Source organism: Bradyrhizobium sp. B025, assembly GCF_042257955.1.
Taxonomy (GTDB): domain Bacteria; phylum Pseudomonadota; class Alphaproteobacteria; order Rhizobiales; family Xanthobacteraceae; genus Bradyrhizobium; species Bradyrhizobium diazoefficiens.
Map to the genome: position 1 here is coordinate 2,002,495 of NZ_CP170150.1, position 17,721 is coordinate 2,020,215.

At 66.7% G+C, this 17,721-nt stretch carries 14 protein-coding genes; 7 read left to right on the plus strand and 7 right to left on the minus strand.

The window, feature by feature from the left end:
- Positions 1 to 33: 33 nt before the first annotated feature.
- Both ACE10W_RS09260 and ACE10W_RS09265 read right to left on the minus strand, forming a co-directional pair.
- Positions 34 to 1,230, minus strand: coding sequence for an acetate/propionate family kinase (locus tag ACE10W_RS09260; RefSeq protein ID WP_304551182.1), 1,197 nt, complete (start codon positions 1,228 to 1,230; stop codon positions 34 to 36).
- Positions 1,231 to 1,234: 4 nt separating this feature from the next.
- Positions 1,235 to 3,622 carry a phosphoketolase gene (locus ACE10W_RS09265; RefSeq protein ID WP_304551184.1) on the minus strand — a complete coding sequence of 796 codons (2,388 nt, stop codon included), beginning with the start codon at positions 3,620 to 3,622 and terminating at the stop codon, positions 1,235 to 1,237.
- 210 nt (positions 3,623 to 3,832) lie between these two features.
- On the opposite strand from ACE10W_RS09265, the gene ACE10W_RS09270 reads away from it, so the two are divergent.
- From ACE10W_RS09270 to ACE10W_RS09285, 4 genes are all read left to right on the plus strand, one after another.
- Entirely contained in the window at positions 3,833 to 4,996 is a 1,164-nt protein-coding gene (locus ACE10W_RS09270; RefSeq protein ID WP_097531883.1) for a PA0069 family radical SAM protein, read from the plus strand.
- 24 nt (positions 4,997 to 5,020) lie between these two features.
- Positions 5,021 to 5,476, plus strand: a complete 456-nt coding sequence (locus tag ACE10W_RS09275; protein WP_304551187.1) for a VOC family protein — start codon at positions 5,021 to 5,023, stop codon at positions 5,474 to 5,476.
- A gap of 76 nt (positions 5,477 to 5,552) precedes the next feature.
- Positions 5,553 to 6,413 carry a ribonuclease HII gene (locus ACE10W_RS09280; protein WP_304551189.1) on the plus strand — a complete coding sequence of 287 codons (861 nt, stop codon included), beginning with the start codon at positions 5,553 to 5,555 and terminating at the stop codon, positions 6,411 to 6,413.
- Positions 6,414 to 6,728: 315 nt separating this feature from the next.
- Positions 6,729 to 8,237, plus strand: coding sequence for a glycosyltransferase family 39 protein (locus ACE10W_RS09285; RefSeq protein WP_011085309.1), 1,509 nt, complete (start codon positions 6,729 to 6,731; stop codon positions 8,235 to 8,237).
- A 117-nt stretch (positions 8,238 to 8,354) separates the two neighbouring features.
- On the opposite strand, the gene ACE10W_RS09290 is transcribed toward ACE10W_RS09285, so the two are convergent.
- Complete coding sequence (locus tag ACE10W_RS09290; RefSeq protein ID WP_304551190.1) at positions 8,355 to 9,170, minus strand: uracil-DNA glycosylase family protein; 816 nt, start codon at positions 9,168 to 9,170, stop codon at positions 8,355 to 8,357.
- Between the two features lie 135 nt (positions 9,171 to 9,305).
- Between ACE10W_RS09290 and ACE10W_RS09295 the strand changes: the two genes are divergently transcribed.
- The 3 genes from ACE10W_RS09295 (at position 9,306) to ACE10W_RS09305 (ending at position 13,975) form a co-directional block, all read left to right on the plus strand.
- The gene (locus ACE10W_RS09295; RefSeq protein WP_011085311.1) at positions 9,306 to 10,967 is read left to right on the plus strand and encodes an electron transfer flavoprotein-ubiquinone oxidoreductase; all 1,662 of its coding nucleotides are present in this window, start codon (positions 9,306 to 9,308) and stop codon (positions 10,965 to 10,967) included.
- A 298-nt stretch (positions 10,968 to 11,265) separates the two neighbouring features.
- A complete protein-coding gene (locus ACE10W_RS09300) occupies positions 11,266 to 13,062 on the plus strand; it encodes a tetratricopeptide repeat protein (protein ID WP_011085312.1) in 1,797 nt (598 codons plus the stop codon).
- Positions 13,063 to 13,090: 28 nt separating this feature from the next.
- On the plus strand, positions 13,091 to 13,975 hold the full coding sequence (locus tag ACE10W_RS09305) for a 4-(cytidine 5'-diphospho)-2-C-methyl-D-erythritol kinase (RefSeq protein WP_304551193.1): 885 nt from the start codon (positions 13,091 to 13,093) through the stop codon (positions 13,973 to 13,975).
- A 130-nt stretch (positions 13,976 to 14,105) separates the two neighbouring features.
- On the opposite strand, the gene ACE10W_RS09310 is transcribed toward ACE10W_RS09305, so the two are convergent.
- Genes ACE10W_RS09310 through ACE10W_RS09325 form a run of 4 tightly spaced genes read right to left on the minus strand, consistent with a single transcriptional unit; the run spans position 14,106 to position 17,433 of the window.
- Positions 14,106 to 14,984, minus strand: a complete 879-nt coding sequence (locus ACE10W_RS09310; protein WP_304551195.1) for an alpha/beta fold hydrolase — start codon at positions 14,982 to 14,984, stop codon at positions 14,106 to 14,108.
- Positions 14,977 to 15,609, minus strand: coding sequence for a LysE family translocator (locus tag ACE10W_RS09315; protein WP_304551197.1), 633 nt, complete (start codon positions 15,607 to 15,609; stop codon positions 14,977 to 14,979). Before ACE10W_RS09315 ends, ACE10W_RS09310 begins: the two co-directional genes overlap by 8 nt.
- A 44-nt stretch (positions 15,610 to 15,653) precedes the next feature.
- Positions 15,654 to 16,916: a beta-ketoacyl-ACP synthase II gene (gene fabF, locus ACE10W_RS09320; RefSeq protein WP_028175604.1), complete on the minus strand. Its 1,263-nt coding sequence runs from the start codon at positions 16,914 to 16,916 to the stop codon at positions 15,654 to 15,656.
- Position 16,917: 1 nt separating this feature from the next.
- On the minus strand, positions 16,918 to 17,433 hold the full coding sequence (locus ACE10W_RS09325; protein ID WP_304551198.1) for a helix-turn-helix domain-containing protein: 516 nt from the start codon (positions 17,431 to 17,433) through the stop codon (positions 16,918 to 16,920).
- Positions 17,434 to 17,721: the final 288 nt, after the last annotated feature.

The following is a 17,721-nucleotide window of genomic DNA, read 5'->3' on the forward strand; positions in this document are numbered from 1 at the left end:
CGGCCTCATTGCGACAGATCATTCATAAAACCGTCACGCAGCGTGTCGTTCGCGCAGCAGCGCGGCGCAATGGCGCGCGATCGTGATCTCTTCGTTGGTGGGAATGATGAAAATATCGACCGCACTGTCGCCGGTGCCGATCCGCTCGCGTCCCTCGCTATTCGTCGCTGCATCGATGCGCACGCCGAGCCAGGCGAGACGCTCGCCGATCGCGCTGCGGATCTCGCTGGCATGCTCGCCGATGCCGCCGGTGAAGACCAGACAGTCCAGCCCCTGAAGCGTGGTCGCCATCATCGCGATCTCCTGCGCTGCACGGAAGGTGAAGAGATCGATCGCGTCCCGTGCCGCAGCCTCGCGGCTCGCAAGCAGCGTGCGCATGTCCGCCGACATGCCGGAGACGCCGAGCAGGCCCGACTCGTGATAGAGCAGGTGCTGGACGTCTTCGACCGACATCCCCTCGTGCTGTTGCAGATAGAGCAGCACGCCGGGGTCGATCGTGCCGCTTCGCGTGCCCATCACGAGGCCGTCGAGCGGCGTCAGTCCCATCGTGGTGTCGATACTGCGGCCGTTGCGGAGTGCGCAGAGACTTGCGCCATTGCCGAGATGCGCGATGACGGTGCGCTTCGCAACGAGCTGCGGCGCGATTCCCGCGAGGCGGCCCGCGACATATTCGAACGACAGTCCGTGAAAGCCGTAGCGCCGGACGCCGCGTCCTTCATAGCGCCTCGGAATCGCGAAACGGCTCGCAGGCGGTGCAAGTCCGTGATGGAAGGCGGTGTCGAAGCAGGCGATCTGTGGCAGCGCGGGACGGATCGCGGAGAGGGTGCGGACCGGCGCGAGGCAGCGCGGCTGGTGCAGCGGCGCCAGCGGCGTCAGGGCCTCCAGCTTCGCGGTGATATCGTCCGTCAATTCGACCGGGCCTGAATGATCCGGCCCGCCGTGGACGATACGGTGGCCGACTGCGCGCAAGCTGTCTTGGCCGAACCGGTCGTCGATGAAGGCGAGCGCGTCGGCGAACAGGTGGCCGCCGTCGGCATCGGCCTCGTCCCGCCGCTTCTCGAACAGGTCTTCGCCCGCGGGGCCTTTCACGACGAGCCGGGGCCTGGCCTCGTGCTCGTCGAGCAGGCCCTTGCAGAGCAGCGCGGGCTCTGCTGTCGAGATCTCGAACAGGCCGAACTTGATGCTCGACGAGCCCGAGTTGAGGACGAGAACCGCCTCTGGCACCGGCATGGCGTCAGCCCGGCTTGCCCGGCCAGACCCAGTCGCGGATCTCGGGCATATCCTCGCCGTGCTCGCGCACGTAACGTGAGTGCTCGATCAGCTTGTCGCGGAGCTGCTGCTTCACCTGCGCGGCCCTGGTCGCAAGACCCGGCACGCGTTCGATCGCCTCGATCGCAAGGTGGTAGCGGTCGAGCTCGTTGAGCACGACCATGTCGAACGGCGTCGTCGTGGTGCCTTCCTCGGCGAAGCCGCGCACATGCAGGCCGGCATGGTTGGTGCGGTTATAGGTCAGCCGGTGGATCAGATGGGGATAGCCGTGATAGGCGAAGATCACCGGCTTGTCGCGCGTGAACAGGCTGTCGAAGTCGCGGTCGGACAGGCCGTGCGGATGCTGGTCCTGCGGCTGCAGCGTCATCAGGTCGACGACGTTGACGACGCGGATTTTCAGATCCGGCAGCGCCTTGCGCAGCAGGTCGACGGCGGCAAGCGTCTCCAATGTCGGCACGTCGCCGGCACAGGCCATCACCACATCGGGCTCGCCACCCGCGTCTTCCGTGCCCGCCCAGGTCCAGATGCCGATGCCGACATCGCAATGCGTGGCGGCGTCCTGCATCGACAGCCATTGCGGCGCCGGCTGCTTGCCGGCGACGATCACGTTGATGCGGTTGTACGTCCGCAGGCAATGATCGGCGATCCACAGCAGCGTGTTGGCATCGGGCGGGAAGTAGATGCGAACGATGTCGGCCTTCTTGTTGGCGACGAGGTCGACGAAGCCGGGGTCCTGATGGCTGAAGCCGTTATGGTCCTGGCGCCAGACATGCGAGGTCAACAGATAATTGAGCGAGGCGATCGGACGCCGCCACGGCAGATGCCGCGTCACCTTCAGCCATTTGGCGTGCTGGTTGAACATGGAATCCACGATGTGGATGAAGGCCTCGTAGCAGGAGAAGAAGCCGTGGCGACCGGTGAGCAGATAGCCCTCCAACCAGCCCTGGCAGAGATGCTCGCTCAACACCTCCATCACGCGTCCGTCCTGCGCAAGATGCACGTCGTAAGGCTCGATCGGCTCCATCCAGACACGTTCGGTCGTCTCGAACACCGCATCGAGCCGGTTTGATGCCGTCTCGTCCGGACCCATGATGCGAAAGTTGCGCTCTTGCGCGTTGAGGCGGATGACGTCGCGCAAAAATTTGCCGAGCTCGCGCGTCGCTTCTCCCGTGACGGCGCCGGGCTGCGGCACTTCGACGGCAAAGCTGCGGAAGTCCGGCAGCTTCAGCTCCTTCTTCAGCAATCCGCCATTGGCATGCGGATTGGCGCCCATGCGGCGATTGCCCTCGGGTGCCAGCGCCTGGAGCTCGGGGACGAGCGCGCCGCTCGCGTCGAACAGTTTCTCCGGCTCGTAGCTGCGCATCCAGTCTTCGAGCACCTTCAGATGCGCAGGGTTCTCGCGGCAGCTTGCGACCGGCACCTGATGCGCGCGCCAAAAACCTTCGACCTTCTTGCCGTCGACTTCCTTCGGACCGGTCCAGCCCTTCGGGCTGCGCAGCACGATCATCGGCCAGCGTGGCCGCTCGACGTTTTTGCGCCCGTCGCGGGCGTGCTGCTGGATCGAGCGGATGCTGGCGAATGCGACGTCGAGCGCATCCGCCATGATCCGGTGCATCAATTTGGGATCGTCGCCCTCGACGAACAGGGGCTCGTGGCCGAACCCGCGGAACAGATCGCGGATCTCGCTGTCAGGCATCCGCCCGAGCACGGTCGGGTTGGCAATCTTGTAGCCGTTCAGGTGCAGGATCGGCAGTACCGCGCCGTCATGCGCCGGGTTCAGGAACTTGTTGGAGTGCCAGGACGCCGCGAGCGGGCCGGTTTCGGCCTCGCCGTCGCCGACGACGCAGGCGACGACCAGGTCGGGATTGTCCAGCGCCGCGCCATAGGCGTGCACCAGCGCGTAGCCGAGCTCGCCGCCTTCGTGGATCGAGCCGGGCGTCTCCGGCGCGGCGTGGCTCGGGATGCCGCCGGGGAAGGAGAACTGCCGGAACAGCTTGCGCAATCCGTCCGCATCGCGCGCGATGTTAGGATAGATCTCGCTGTAGCTGCCTTCGAGATAAGTGTTGGCGACCATGCCCGGCCCGCCATGGCCGGGACCGCAGACATAGAGCACGTTGAGGTCCAGCGCGCGGATGACGCGGTTGAGATGGGCGTAGATGAAGTTCAAGCCGGGCGTCGTGCCCCAATGGCCGAGCAAACGCGGCTTGATGTGCTCGGCCCGCAGCGGTTCGCGCAGCAGGGGGTTGTCGAGCAGGTAGATCTGCCCGACGGAGAGGTAGTTGGCGGCGCGCCAGTAGCGATCAAGGAGATCGAGGTCGCTGCTCGCGGCGGCCGATTGTTGTTGATTTGTCATGTTCCTGCCGACCTTCACCCGGGATCGTCACCAACCGAGTTCCGGCGCGATCGATCCTTCGCGGCATCAAACGAGATCGTGGTGACGGCGATGTTGCGTGAGGTCAAAGGCAGGCGCCCGAAGTTTGGGCGCCTCTACTGTGCATGGGGTTGTTTTCACGTTTTTCGTTCTTGTTCTTGATTTGTTCCTTTGGCGTGCTATCTTGGCTTCATGAGTCCAGCATCCTCTCATGCTCTCAAGCACCCGCCGGTCACGGCGCCCTCCGAGCCGGCGGGTGCGCCTTCTGATTTCCCCGAGCTCGCTGTCGCCATCGACAAGCAGCGCAGGCGGGGGCGGGGCGCGCAGTCCAACGCCAGCGGCCGCTATGAGGCCGAGGCGCGCGTCGCCTTCGACGACGGCTGGCAGAGCCTGGAAGAGCTGCCGCCATTCAAGACCACGGTCGCGGTCGACACCTCGCGCAAGGTGATCACCCGCAACGATTCACCCGATATCGGCTTCGACCGCTCGATCAACCCCTATCGCGGCTGCGAGCACGGCTGCGTCTACTGCTTCGCGCGGCCGACCCATGCCTATCTCGGCCTGTCGCCCGGGCTCGACTTCGAGTCCAAACTGTTCGTCAAGCCGGAGGCCCCGGCGCTGCTCGAGAAGGAGCTCGCAGCAGCAGGCTATGAGCCGCGGATGATCGCGATCGGCACCAACACCGATCCCTATCAGCCGATCGAGCGCGAGCGCAAAATCATGCGCGGCATCCTGGAGGTGCTGGAGCGCGCTGGTCATCCCGTCGGCATCGTCACCAAATCGGCGCTGGTGGTGCGTGACATCGACATTCTCTCGCGCATGGCCAAGCGCAACCTCGCCAAGGTCGCGATCTCGGTGACCTCGCTCGATCCAAAGCTGGCGCGCACCATGGAACCGCGGGCCTCGACGCCGCCGAAGCGGTTGGAGGCGCTGAAGCAGCTCTCCGACGCCGGCATTCCCACCACGGTGATGGTCGCGCCCGTGATCCCCGCGCTGAACGATTCCGAGATCGAGCGAATTCTCGATGCGGCCGCCCATGCCGGCGTCAAGGAAGCCTCCTACGTGCTGCTGCGGCTGCCGCTGGAGGTGCGCGACCTCTTCCGCGAATGGCTGATGGCGAACTATCCGGACCGCTATCGTCACGTCTTCACGCTGATCCGCGACATGCGCGGCGGCCGCGACTACGACGCGAAATGGGGCGAGCGCATGAAGGGCACCGGCCCGATGGCCTGGACCATCGGCCGCCGCTTCGAGATCGCCTGCGACAGGCTGGGGCTCAACAAGCGTCGCGCAAAACTGACGATGGATCACTTCGCGCGGCCGAAGCGGAACGGCGATCAGCTCAGCCTGTTCTAGGAGCCGAGGCGAACGAGGTGTGTCATGAGTAAGGAACTGCCGCCCCCGGTGCCGCGGCTTACCGTCATCACGCTGGGTGTGAGCGACATCCGCGCCAGCATCGCGTTCTATGATACCCTCGGCTTTTCGCGCCGGCTGAAGGCGACCGGCGAGGCCGTCGCCTTCTACGATACCGGCGGTCCGGTGCTTGCCCTGTTTCACTGGGACCAGCTCGCGGCCGACGCGGCCTTGCCTGATAAGCCCAGGCCGACGACCTTCCGCGGCATCACGCTCGCCTGGAACTGCGCCACGCGCGAGGAGGTCGATGCGGTGCTGGCCTTCGCTGTCGACAAGGGCGCCGCGCTGCTGAAAGCGGCGCATGAGACCGACTATGGCGGTTATTCCGGCTATTTCGCCGACCCCGACGGCCATCCCTGGGAAGTCGTGGTCGCGCCGGGCATCGAGGTCGGTGAGGACCGGCGGGTGCATCTGGCCGAGTAGGCGGCTCGCCTGAATAACGGGAATTGCGAGGGGTTCCCGGTTGCGCAAGCAGGGCCGCTTGCGCACGATCCCCGCCATGATTCGGGATAAATCCGCCAAGACGTCGGCCAAAGCTGCGCCCAGGAAGGACGCTGCGAGGAAGGCTGCACCTGCAAAGGCTGGAAAGGCCTCGGCGGCCAAGCCTTCGACCGGCAAGAGCGCGGGCCCGAAAGGCGTTATCGCCGTCGCGCCGCCGAGCTTCCGCCGCGAGCGCGCGCTGATCAAGCGCGGCATCTGGCCGGTTGCGGGCTGCGACGAGGCCGGCCGCGGGCCGCTCGCAGGTCCCGTGGTGGCGGCCGCAGTGATTCTCGACCCTGACCGCATTCCCCGTGGCATCGACGATTCCAAGCGCCTGACGGCGGAGCAGCGCGAAAAGCTGTTCGACAAGATCTGCGCCACCGCGCAGGTCTCGGTCGCGGTCGCCTCGCCCGCCCGGATCGACCGCGACAACATCCTGCGCGCCTCGCTGTGGGCGCTGAAGCGCGCCGTGGTGGCGCTGCCCGAGGCGCCCCGCCACGTCTTCGTCGACGGCCGCGACCGGCTCGATACGGCATGCGACTGCGAGGCCGTGATCGGCGGCGACGGCATCGTCCTGTCGATCGCGGCGGCGTCCATTGTCGCCAAGGTGACGCGCGACCGGCTGATGTGCGCGCTGGCGCAGGACTGCCCGGGCTATGGCTTCGAGCAGCACAAGGGCTACGGCGTCCCCGAGCATCTCGACGCGCTGAACCGCCTCGGCCCGACCGTCCACCACCGCAGCTTCTTCGCTCCCGTCGCCGCCGCCCGCGCCAAGCACATGCCCTGGACAGTCGAGCCGGTGCGCGACTTGTTCGCGGCGACCGAGGTCGAGGTGCAGGTGGAAGCAAGCGTGCAGGTCGATACGTCGGCGGGCCTCTAATACTCATCTCTCGCGACGGGCTCTTCGCCTCTCCCCGTGCGCGGGGAGAGGCCGCAGCCCATCGAAGATGGGATGCGGGTGAGGGGGAGCCTCCGCGAGTCAATCTGTCACTATCCTTGCGGACGCTCCCCCTCACCCCAACCCTCCCAGCGCGAGCGAAGCTCGTCGCGCGCCTGCAAGCGGGGAGAGGGAGAAGACACACGGTCGGGGAGAGGGAGCAGACGGTCGTTGCCACAACGCGTAGCGCCCTTTATCAAAACACTCGTGAGCGAATAGGGCCGGCTGGACGGGTTGGCTGCATCTTTCGGGCGTTGCATGCGGTTTACCTCCCTGGTCATCGAGCTCATTCGCGCCCGGCCGCGGCTGATCGTGTGGATCGTCGTGCTGCTCCAGGCCGCGATGTGGCTGTTCGTGGCGCTGGCGTTCTATCGCAGCCCGCCCGGCACCCTTGCGACCCTCCTGGCCTTCGGCAGGGAATACCAGGTCGGCACCGATCTCGGCCCGCCGCTGCCGGTCTGGCTCGCCGACATCGCCTATCGCGCCGCGGGCGGCCACATGTTCGGCGTCTATGTGCTGGCCGAGGTCTGCGAGATCGCGACCTTCATCGCGCTCTACCACCTCTCCCGCGCCGTGGTCGGCTCGCAGCAGGCGGTGCTGGCCGTGCTGCTGACGATGACGGTGCTGGCCTTCTCCTCGCCCGCGCTCGATTTCGGCCCGCTGGTGCTGGCGCGACCGCTGTGGGCGCTGCTGCTGCTGCATTCCTGGCAGATCATCGGCCAGCGCCGCGGCAACGCCTGGTTCGCCTGGTCGATCGAGGCCGGGCTCTTGCTGCTGACGACGCCCGCGGCGGTCTTCCTGCTCCTGCTGCTCGTCGTCTTCGCGTTTGCGACCGCCGGCGGCCGCCGCACGCTGCTCGCGCTCGATCCGCTGTTCGCGCTGATCGTTGTCGCCGTGCTCGCGCTGCCCTATGCCGTCTGGCTGATGCGCGCCGAGACGCTGGTCCTGCCGGCCCTGCCTGCGGTCGCCGAGCTGAGCACCCGCGCGATCCACGCGGCCTGGCTGCTCGGCGGGCTCGTGCTTGGCGCGGCGGCGATCCCGGCGCTGACTTTCCTCAACACCGGCCTGTTCCTCGCCAAGGGCGAGGAGGCGCCGATCATCTACCGCCCGCCGGTCGAGCCGCTGGCGCGCAACTTCGTCTATTTCTTCGCGCTGGCGCCGGCGCTCGGTGCGGTGCTGATCTCCGGCCTGTTCGGGCTCGAGTCCGTCGTCGGCGGTGCCGGCGTGGTACTGGTGATGTCGGGGCTCGCCGTGGTGGTGGGTGCCGGCGATCTCATCGCGATGCGCCGCGCGCGGATGCTGCGGACGGTGTGGGCCGCCGCCGTCGTGGCGCCCGCCGCCGGCGTCGTGCTCGCCGTCCTGTTCCTGCCCTGGACCGGCGCCAATGAGATCGCGACCTCGATGCCGGCGCGTGCGATCTCGGATTTTTTCGATGACAGCTTTGCCCGCCGCACCAACCATCGCCTGCGTGCGGTGGCCGGCGAGACCCAGCTTGCGAGCCTGATCGCGCTGCATTCCGGCCGCCCACATCTGTTCATCGATGCCGAGCCCGCGCGCACGCCGTGGATCAATCAGGCCAAGTTCAGCGAGACCGGCGGCGTCGTGGTCTGGCGCGCCGCCGACACCGCGGGCACGCCGCCGCCGGACATCCTCAAGCGCTTTCCCGGCATAGTGCCGGAAGTGCCGCGCGCCTTCGAATGGCTGGTGACCGGCCGCCAGCAGCTGCTGCGCATCGGCTGGGCCATCGTGCGGCCGAAGGGGGCCTAACCCGTCATTCCGGGGCGCGGCAAAGCCGCGAACCCGGAATCCATTCATCCACCAACTCTGCCGCTCGATGGATTCCGGGCTCTCGCTTCGCGAGCCCCGGAATGACGGTGTGTGTGGTTACACCGTGCCTTGCCCCAGCACCTTCGCGATCGCCCGCAGATCCTGCCAGGCCAGCCGCTTGTAGGACGGCGAGCGGAGCAGATAGGCCGGGTGGAAGGTCGGCAGCGCGCGGATGGTGCGCCCAGCGGTCTCGTAGTCGAACCAGCGGCCGCGGGTGCGCATGATGCCTTCGCGCGTTCCGAGCAGCGTCTGCGTCGAGGGATTGCCGAGCGTCACCAGCACGTCGGGGTTCACCAGCTCGATCTGGCGCTGGATGAAGGGCAGGCACACTTGCGTTTCCTGCGGCGTCGGCGTGCGGTTGCCGGGCGGCCGCCACGGAATCACGTTGGCGATGTAGGCCGTGGTGCGGTTGAGGCCTATGGCCCCTATCATCAGATCGAGCAGCTTGCCGCTGCGCCCGACGAAGGGCAGTCCCTCGATGTCCTCGTCGCGGCCCGGCGCCTCGCCGACGAACATGATGCGCGCCTGCGGATTGCCGTCGGCGAACACCAGCCTTGTTGCGGTGTGCTTCAGCGCGCAGCCCTCGAAGCCCTGCATCAGCTCGCGTAGCGCCTCGAGCGTCGGCGCGGTGCGCGCAGCCTCGCGTGCCGAGGCGATCGCGACGTCGGGCGCGGGTGCGGCCTCGCCTCGGATCACCGCAGGCGCGGCGACCGGCCGCGGCGCCTCGACCGGCGCTGCTGCGCGCGGGACCGGCGGCGGGGCGGCGATTTCCGCCAGGCGGTCTATCGGCTCCTCCGCAAGCGCGCAGTCGACACCAGCCTCCAGATAGAAGGCGAGAAGCTCTCGGACGGTGGGGGCGGGTTCGGGGATCATGCGAAAGTCAGACTTTTATATCAGTTTGGGGCGCCATGCATCCCACTGGAACGCATTTCCGTGGTTGTCCTATCCGGAAAAATCGGAAACAAGAGGGCGCAAACGACCGAGGACCGTCTCAAGGGCTGAGATCAGATGAGCACCGAAGAACTTCCCCCGCGCGAATCCATGGAATTCGACGTCGTCATCGTCGGCGCCGGCCCCTCGGGCCTGTCGGCCGCGATCCGGCTGAAGCAGCTCAACGCCGATCTCAACGTCGTCGTGGTGGAGAAGGGCTCCGAGGTCGGCGCGCATATTCTCTCCGGCGCCGTGATCGATCCGGCCGGGCTCGACAAGCTTGTTCCCGACTGGCGCGAGGATTCCGACTGTCCGCTCAAGACGCAGGTGAAGGACGACCGCTTCTACTGGATGACGGGCGGCGGCGCGATCAAGCTGCCGAACTTCATGATGCCGCCCCTGATGGACAACCATCACTGCTACATCGGTTCGCTCGGCAATGTCTGCCGCTGGCTGGCGCGCAAGGCCGAGGCGCTCGGCGTCGAGATCTATCCGGGCTTCGCCGCGGCCGAGGTGCTCTATGACGAGGAGGGCAGGGTCAGGGGTATCGCCACCGGCGACATGGGCATCGGCCGCGACGGCAAGCCGAAGGACTCCTTTACCCGCGGCATGGAATTGCTAGGAAAATACACGCTGTTCGCCGAAGGCGCCCGAGGCAGCCTGACCAAGCAGCTGATTGCGAAGTTCGCGCTCGACGCCAAGAGCGAGCCGGCGAAGTTCGGTATCGGGTTGAAGGAAGTCTGGCAGATCGATCCCGCCAAGCACCAGAAGGGTATGATCCAGCATTCATTCGGCTGGCCGCTCGACCTGAAGACCGGCGGTGGTTCGTTCCTCTATCACTACGACGACAATCTCGTCGCCGTCGGCTTCGTCGTGCATCTGAACTACGACGATCCCTATTTGTCGCCGTTCGACGAGTTCCAGCGCTTCAAGACCCATCCGTCGATCCGCGGCACCTTCGAGGGCGGCAAGCGGCTCGCCTATGGCGCGCGCGCCATCACCGAGGGCGGCTATCAGTCAGTGCCGAAACTGAGCTTCCCCGGCGGCGCGCTGATCGGCTGCGCGGCCGGCTTCGTCAACGTCCCGCGCATCAAGGGCGTGCACAATGCGATGGGCACCGGCATGCTGGCCGCCGAGCATGTCGCAGCAGCGCTTGCGGCCGATCGCGCCAATGACGAGATCGTCGAGTACGAGAACGCGTGGCGTTCCTCCTCCGTGGGCAAGGACCTCTTTCTGGTCCGCAACGTCAAACCGCTGTGGTCGAAGTTCGGCACCGTGCTCGGCGTCGCGCTCGGCGGACTCGACATGTGGTGCAACACGCTGTTCGGCGCCTCGCTGTTCGGTACCCAGTCGCATTCCAAGCCCGATCGCGCGACGCTCGATCCGGCCAAGAGCCACGCGCCGAGGAACTACCCGAAGCCGGACGGCAAGATCTCGTTCGACAAGCTGTCGTCGGTATTCCTGTCCAACACCAATCACGAGGAGGACCAGCCGGTCCATCTCCGGGTTGCCGACATGAACCTCCAGAAGACCTCCGAGCACGACGTGTTCGCCGGTCCCTCGAATCGCTATTGCCCGGCCGGCGTCTACGAGTGGGTGGAGGAGGGGGCGAGCCCGCGCTACCAGATCAACGCCCAGAACTGCGTCCACTGCAAAACCTGCGACGTGAAGGACCCCAACGGCAACATCACCTGGGTTCCGCCGGAGGGCGGCGGCGGTCCGAACTACGAGGCGATGTAAGGGCGGGCCAATCAGCGCGGATCTGGTCACAAAGGGTGATCTGCCGCACGTTCGCGTGAGAACCGGGCCGCGGCCACCTGTCGCGGCCACGATAAGGCCATAGTGGCGGCGTCTTGGGGCGCTCTTGTCCGATTTGGGGCGTTCGGAGGCGATCGCCCGGTCCGAATCCTTGCGGTAAACCGCCAAAAGCGGCATTGTCCGACCTGACGGTTCCGGGTCCCGATGCCACCGGCCGCGTTCGCATGCGAGACGGCTTTCTGCTGCAAACCCAGGCACTACCAACTCAAGGCGAGCCCTGATGCTTTCAAATCGTTTCAACCGCTGGACTGTCGCCGCCATCGCCCTCATGGGCACAGCGATCGCGACGGTCCCCGGCAGGGTCCTGGCGCAGACGCCGGATCATCCGTCCGATACGGCGGCGCAGTTTCCGACCCGGAACGATCTGAAGTCGCTCACGACCTCCGGCAGCTATCTCGCCGCCCGCCACGCCAGCGTCGAGCGCGACGCAACCTCGGCCGCCGCATTCTACCGCTCGGCGCTCCGCACCGATCCGAAGAACAACGAGCTGCTCGACCGTGCCTTCATCTCCTCGGTCGCCGACGGCGACATCGACGAAGCGGTCAAGCTCGCCGAGCGTGTCCTCACCATCGACAAGACCAACCGCGTCGCGCGCCTCGTCGTCGGTGTGCACGATCTCAAGATGAAGAAATACGCGACTGCGCAGACCAACATCAACCAGTCGATCCGCGGCCCCATCACCGATCTCGTCGCCACGCTGCTGTCGGGCTGGGCGGCCTATGGCGCCGGCGATTCCAAGGGTGCTGTCGCCACCATCGACAAGCTCGCCGGTCCGGAATGGTATCCGCTGTTCAAGGATCTCCACGCCGGCATGATCCTCGAACTCGCCGGCAAGGAGAAGGACGCCGGCACGCGCTTCGAGCGCGCCTACAAGCTCGACGATTCCATGCTGCGCGTCACCGAGGCCTATGCGCGCTGGCTGTCGCGCAACAAGGATGCGGCCGCCGCGACCACCGTCTACCAGGCCTTCGACAAGAAGCTCGCCCGCCATCCGCTGATCGTGGAAGGGCTGCGCGACACCAAGGCCGGCAAGAAGCTGCCGCCGCTGGTCGATTCCGCGCAGGCCGGCGCTGCCGAGGCCCTCTACGGCATCGGCGCCACGCTGACCCGCCGCGGCGGCGAGGATCTGGCACTGGTCTATCTCCAGCTCTCGCTCTACCTCCAGCCGACCCATCCGCTGGCGCTGCTCTCGCTCGCCGATCTCTATGAATCGGTGAAGCGGCCGCAGATGGCGATCAAGGTCTATGAGCGCGTGCCGTCGACCTCGCCGCTGAAGCGCAACGCGCAGATCCAGCTCGCCATCGATCTGGATTCCGCCGACCGCACCGATGAGGCGATCAAGATCCTCAAGGGCGTCACGTCAGAGGATTCCAAGGATCTCGAAGCCATCATGGCGCTCGGCAACATCGAGCGCGGCCGCAAGAAGTTCGGCGACTGCGGCGCGACCTATTCGCAGGGCGTCGACGTGCTGCCGGCCGGCAACGACAAGGCCAACAGCGTCTGGTACTATTATCGCGGCATCTGCGAGGAGCGCTCCAAGCAGTGGGCCAAGGCCGAAGCCGACATGAAGAAGGCGCTCGAGCTGCAGCCCGACCAGCCGCATGTCCTCAACTATCTCGGCTATTCCTGGATCGACCAGGGCGTGAACCTCGACGAAGGCATGAAGATGATCAAGCGCGCCGTCGAGCAGCGTCCCGACGACGGCTACATCGTCGACTCGCTCGGCTGGGCTTACTACCGCATCGGCAACTACGAAGAGGCGGTGAAGAACCTCGAGCGCGCGATCGATCTCAAGCCCGAGGATCCCACCATCAACGATCACCTTGGCGATGCCTATTGGCGCGTCGGCCGCACGCTGGAAGCCAAATTCCAGTGGTCGCACGCCCGCGATCTCAAGCCCGAGCCGGATGAGCTTCCGAAGATCGAGGCCAAGATCGCCAACGGCCTCACCGAGGACAATTCGAACTCTTCGGCCGCGCAGGCGGAGAAGAAGAAGGACGACGGCAAGGGCGGCTAAGCTGAGTGAAGTTGGGGGCGTGTCGCCGATGCCGGCGTTGATTGAAGAGGGGCGCGCGAAGGTCAATCTGAGCCTTCGCGTGGTCGGCCGTCGTGCCGACGGCTATCATGATCTCGAAAGCGTGGTGGCGTTTGCCGATTGCGCCGACCGGCTCACGTTGGAGCCGGGCGGCGAGCTGAAGCTCGCCACCACCGGGCCGCTGGCCGCAGCATGCGGCGATACTGCCGACAATCTCGTGTTCAAGGCCGCAAAGCTTCTGGCCGAGGCCGTGCCGAACCTGAAGCTGGGCGCCTTTGCGCTCGACAAGGTGCTGCCCGTCGCGGCCGGCATCGGCGGTGGCTCGGCGGATGCAGCGGCAGCGCTGCGGCTGCTGGCGCGTCTCAACAACCTGTCGCTCGATGATCCCCGCCTCCAGAAGGTCGCGCTCGCGACCGGCGCCGACGTGCCGGTGTGCCTGTATTCGCGCGCCTGCGACATGACCGGCGTCGGCGAGCAGCTGCTGCCGCTCGCGCTGCCGAGCATGCCCTGCGTGATGGTCAATCCGCGCGTGCCGGTCGCGACCAAGGACGTGTTCCAGGCGCTGGGCCTGCGCAACGGCGAGCTGCTGGTCGGCGCCACCTCCGTCATCGGAGCCCCGGCCTGGCCGGAGGAGGGCGCCTCGATTGCCGACTGGGTCGAGGTTCTCGAAATCGTCGCCAACGACCTCGAAGCCCCCGCGATGCGCATCGAACCTGTCATCGGCGAGGTGCTGGAGGCGCTACGCGACTCCGCCGGCGTCAAGCTCGCCCGCATGTCCGGCTCGGGCGCGACCTGCTTTGCGATCTATGGCGCGCCGGCCGAGGCCCATGCTGCCGCGGAAAAGATCCGGCGCGATCACCCCGGCTGGTGGGTGCATGCGGGGACGTTGAGCTAATTTAGGTATTTCTCCGACGACACTGCCGTAGGGTGGGCAAAGGCGCGATAGCGCCGTGCCCAACATGCATCCAAGTGACGCGATCGAAGTGGTGGGCACGCTTCGCTTTGCCCACCCTACGGCAGTGGAGCTAACCCGCGCCGTCCTCGGCCAGCCCGAGAAACCGCCGGATCTCACCCAACACCTCCTGCGGCTTGTCATGCTGCAGCCAGTGCCCCGCGCCGGCGATGGTCTCGACACGCGCCTGCGGGAAATAGCGCTCCAGGCCTGCGGCCCTGGCACCCGCCAGAAAGCTTTCGCCGGCATTCAGCAACAGCGTCGGGCAGGCGATGCGCGACCAGAGTTCGACGTGATCGTCCGGCCAGAGCCGGTGCGGCGCAGAGGCGCGCTGGTAGGGATCGAACTTCCAGCTATAGGTGCCGTCCTCGTTCCGTCGCGCGCCGTGCGTTGCAAGATGCAGCGCGAGGTCGCGGGAGAGCCGCCTGTTGTGAAGCACCATCTGCGCTGCGGCATCCGCGAGGGTGGAATAGCGGCGCGGCGTGCGGTCGTGCAGCTTGTCGAGCTGGCCGACCCATTTGCTGATGCGCTCGTGCGCCGGCGGCTTCGGCGCGTCCGGCAACATGGTCACGCCGTCGAGCACGACCAGCTTCGCGACCTGCTCGGGGAACGATCCCGAAAAGATCAGGCTCACCATGCCGCCCATCGAATGGCCGACGAGAGTCACTTGGGGCGCTGCGACGCCGCGGACGAGCTGGGCGAGATCGTACACATATTCCGTCAGCGCGTAGCTGCCGCCCTTGGTCCAGTCGGAATCGCCGTGGCCGCGCAGGTCGGGCGCCAGCACGTGAAAATGCGGTTGCAGCGATCTGGCGATGACGTCCCAGCTGCGGCAATGATCGCGGCCGCCGTGGACCAGGATGAGGGGCGGCGCGCCCTCGTTGCCCCAATCGGCATAATGCAGCCGCAGGCCGTGCGATTCATAGAAGCGGCTTTGCGGGGCGCTAGCCATTTGCCGGCCGCCGCGCCAGCGCGAGCGAGAGTCCGAGGCCCGCGATGAAGACGCCGGAGCCCTGGGTGAGGCGCCGCATCAGGTGCGGCCGTCCGATCAGTTGCGTGCGCGTCGCGGACGCCATCAGCGCCACGACGACATCGGCGAGTGTGTTCAGCGTCACCGAGATCGCGCCGAGCACGATGAATTGCAGCGTGGGGTTCGATCCCATGGGATCGAGGAATTGCGGAATGAAGGCAAGGAAGAACGCCGCGGTCTTCGGGTTCAGCGGCGCGACCAGCACGCCGTCGCGGAATGCGCGCCTGTCGCCGACGGGCTCGCTTTCGAGCGACAGTGCGCGGCCGGCGCTACGAAACGTCTTGATGCCGAGCCAGACCAGGTAGAGCGCGCCGACGAATTTGACGGCGCCAAACAGCTCGGCGCTGGCGAGAATGATGGCGGAGATGCCGAGACTGCCGGCGATGACATGAACCAGCCCGCCCAGCGCCGTGCCTGCGGTCGAGGCAAAGCCGCTGCCGCGCCCCTCGGACAAGGTCCGCGCCGCGACGTAGAAAATGCCGGGGCCGGGAATGGCGGCAATGAGAGACGCCGCGGCAAGGAACAGCCAGAAATTCGTGTCGGTCATCCTGCTGTCGTAGCGATGCTTGGGGCGATTGCAAGGCCCGTCGTTTAGTCCATCCGGCGGAAGATCACGCTGGCATTCACCCCGCCGAAGCCAAATCCGTTGGAGATGGCGTGCCGCATCGGCATCGGCCGCGCGCTACCTGAGACGATGTCGATGCCATCAGCGCTCGCGTCGGGGTTCTCGAAATTGAGCGTCGGCGGCGCGACCTGGTCGCGCAAGGCGAGCACGGTGAAGATCGCCTCCAGCCCGCCGGCGGCGCCGAGCAGATGGCCGGTGGCCGATTTGGTCGCGCTCACCGCGATGCTGCGGCTACGGCCGAACAGCGCGCCGATCGCGCCAAGCTCGCTTTCGTCACCGGCGGGCGTCGACGTCGCATGCGCGTTCAAATGCTGCAATTCGCCGGGCTCAAGCCGCGCCTGCCGCAGTGCGATCTCCATGGCGCGGCGCGCGCCGTCGCCATCGGGCGGCCCCGACGTCATGTGGTAGGCGTCCGCCGTCGTGCCGTATCCGACGATCTCCGCGATCGGTGTCGCGCCGCGCGCCAGCGCATGCTCGAGCGTCTCGATCACCAGGATGCCGGCGCCTTCGCCCATGACGAAGCCGTCGCGGTCGCGATCGAACGGGCGCGAGGCGCGCCTCGGCTCCTCGTTGAAGGAGCTCGACAGCGCGCGCGCCGCGGCGAAGCCGCCGAGGCTGACGATGTCGATGCAGGCCTCCGCGCCGCCGCAGATCGCAACGTCGGCCTCGCCGGCGCGGATCATGCGTGCGGCATCGCCGATCGCCTGGACGCCGGCGGCGCAGGCCGTGACCGGCGTTCCCAGCGGTCCCTTGTAGCCGTATTTGATCGAGACGTGGCCGGCGGCGAGATTGGCGAGGAACGAGGGGATCGTGAATGGCGAGAGCCGGCGCACGCCGCGCTGCTCGGTGATGCGCACCGCCTCCGCCATCGCCGGAAAGCCGCCGACGCCGGAGCCGATGACCGTCGCGGTCCGTTCCAGCGCGCTCGCATCCTGCGGCGTCCATTTGGCCTGCGCGACCGCCTCGGCGGTGGCGAGCAGCGCAAACAGGATGAAGCGGTCCATCTTGCGCTGGTCTTTCGGCGCGGCGGCCTGCGCGGGATCGAAGCCGCCGTCCGCATCGCCGGCCTTGTCGGGCACGAGGCCCGCGATGCGTGCGGGGAGCGCCTGCGCCCATTCGGGCAGGGGACGCAGCCCGCTTTGGCCGGCGAGCAGCCGGCGCCAGGACAGCTCGACACCGCAGGCGAGCGGCGACACCGCGCCCATTCCCGTCACGACGATACGACGCATGTCAGTCTCCAGCCGGCGCAATGGCCGGGTTCATGGCCTTGAGCGAAGCGAGCCGTTTGCGCATCCCGCGGCTGGCGCCCGGCCCAGCGATGATGACCGCATTGTCGAGCGTGATCGGCTGCATGTCGGCGGCATCGACCACGACCGGGTCGAACGGTCGACGATCGGCCCGGCTCGCCAGCAGAATGGATTCACCCTTCGGTGCGAGATGCCTGTTGCCCCAGGCGAGCAGCGCGGCGACCACGGGGAAGAAATCCCGCGCCTTGTCCGTCAGCACATATTCGTAACGCGGTGGCCGCTCGCTGTAACGGCGGCGGACGAACATGCCTGACGCGGTGAGATGGGCGAGGCGCCGCGACAGGATGTTCGGCGCGATCCCGAGATTTTGCGAGAACTCGTCGAACTTCGTCGCGCCCTGGAACGCATCCCGCAGGATCAAAATGCTCCACCATTCGCCGACCGTCTCCACGGCGCGGCCGACCGGGCATTCCAGGATGGAGGGGGATTTGGGCTGCATGGCGGGAGGATAGGAGAGTAACTTGCAAAATGCAAGTTACTAGGTGAGCAGCTTCATCGCGCGCGGGCGAGTTGTGCGATTGCGAACCTGTCTCTGTGATTTGAAAATGCGAATTGGCGAGCAGGGCTTGCGCGCCTTGCTCCGTCGTTGCGAGCGCAGCGAAGCAATCCAGACCGTTTCCGCGGAGGGACTCTGGATTGCTTCGCTGCGCTCGCAATGACGATCTGGGGGCAATGCGCACTGATCGAACACCGTCACCCTGAGGTGCTCGCCTCTTCGGCGAGCCTC